General features: G+C 61.5%; 2 protein-coding genes and 1 pseudogene. All 3 read left to right on the forward strand.

From position 1 onward, the window contains the following. A pseudogene (locus ACXJL8_RS40405) lies at window positions 1-266 on the forward strand (amino acid ABC transporter permease); the annotation flags it as partial. A gap of 62 nt (window positions 267-328) precedes the next feature. Next, a complete protein-coding gene (locus tag ACXJL8_RS40410) occupies window positions 329-1,108 on the forward strand; it encodes an amino acid ABC transporter permease (protein WP_456686962.1) in 780 nt (259 codons plus the stop codon). A gap of 11 nt (window positions 1,109-1,119) precedes the next feature. Beyond that, window positions 1,120-1,686, forward strand: a 567-nt coding sequence (locus ACXJL8_RS40415) for an amino acid ABC transporter ATP-binding protein (protein WP_456686961.1), incomplete at its 3' end; no start/stop codon positions are given.

Consider the following 1,686-nt stretch of genomic DNA (forward strand, 5'->3'; position numbering starts at 1 on the left):
TCCATATCGTCCTTCCGCTGGCCATTCGCGTCTGCCTTCCCGCATTGAACAACAACCTCGTCAACCTGCTCAAGACGACCACCCTCGCCTACGCGATCGCCGTTCCCGAAACACTTTATGCGGTCAAGCAGATCTGGTCGGAATCGCAGAACGTCCTCGAAATGATGGTCGTGTTGCTGGCGACCTACGGCATCCTTGTCGGCGTCCTCGTCTGGCTGATGCATCGCTGGGAGCGGGCGATGCGCATCCCGGGATATGTCCGATGAAAGCCGCCAAGGCCGAGCACCGGCTCGCCGTCCTTCTGCCGTATCGTCTCGCGCCGACCCGGATGTCCATTCGGATCAACCCGCTGTCCGCCGCGATCCTCTGTTTTTGCGTTATCATGGCTGCATCCACCGCGTGGGCGGCGCAGACCGGGCCGGCGGTGCTGTCCCCGTTGCAAGTCATCGTGAAGTGGTCGCCACTGCTGCTGCGAGGGTTCGCCTTCAACATCCTGATCTCCCTGCTGGCCATGCTGCTGGGGACCATCGCCGGGCTTGGCCTGGGTCTGGGATTGCTATCGGAATTCCGGCCGCTCGCAGCCGTCAGCTGGTTCCTGACTCAATTCTTCCGGAACGCGCCCTGGCTGGTGCTGYTGTTCTTCGTCATGTTTCTGGTGCCCTTCCAGATCACCCTGTTCAAGACCACCGTCCCCTTGCCGGACTGGATCAAGGCAACGGTGGGCTTCGCATTGCCCGTCATGGCGAATGTCGCCGAGGTCGTGCGCGGTGCCGTCCGCTCCATTCCATCGACGCAATGGGAGGCAGCGGAATCGCTCTCATTCACGCGGCGCCAGACGATGTGGCTGATCATGCTGCCACAGTGCATCAAGCGCATGTTGCCGCCCTGGATGAACGTCTATGCGCTGGTCGCGATGTCGACGGTGCTGGCATCGATCGTCGGTGTTTCGGAAATGCTTACCCTGACAGCACAGGTGCATGCCGCCGAAGGCGGCAGGCCGGAGCTGTTCGCGCCGCTCTACGGTTTCGCCCTGTTGTGTTTCTTTCTCTACTGTTATCCGATCAACCTCTGGACCGCTCGTCTCGAGCGCCGGTTCCGCGTACGCTGAGGAAGCAGAGCATGGCCACGAGCTGGACTCCGGATCAGCCCATCGTCCAATGCGTCGACGTCAGAAAGTCGTTCGGCGCTCTCGAGGTTCTGAAAGGTATCAGCCTGTCGGTCAGGAAGAGCGAGGTGATCTGTATCATCGGCCCGTCCGGATCAGGAAAATCCACGCTGATCCGCTGCATCAATGCCCTTCAACCGATCTCGTCCGGCAGCATTCAAATCGAAGGCATCGAGGTTTCCGACCCCAGGCTCGACAAGCTGGCGCTGCGCCGCAAGGTCGGGATGGTCTTCCAGCAGTACAATCTTTTCCCGCACAAGACCGCGCTCCAGAACGTGATGATGGCGCCGATCCATGTTCTCGGCCGGAAACGTGCCGAGGTCGAAGCGCGCGCCCGAGCGCTGCTCGCCAAGGTGCGGCTCGCGGGGAAGGAGGATACTTATCCCGGTGAACTCTCCGGCGGACAGCAGCAGCGCGTGGCTATCGCCCGCTCGCTGGCGATGCGACCGGACATCATGCTGTTCGACGAAGTTACGGCCGCCCTCGATCCGGAAACGGTCAAGGAGGTCCTGGTCACCATC

The sequence above is a fragment of the Bradyrhizobium sp. P5_C11_2 genome (assembly GCF_054049755.1).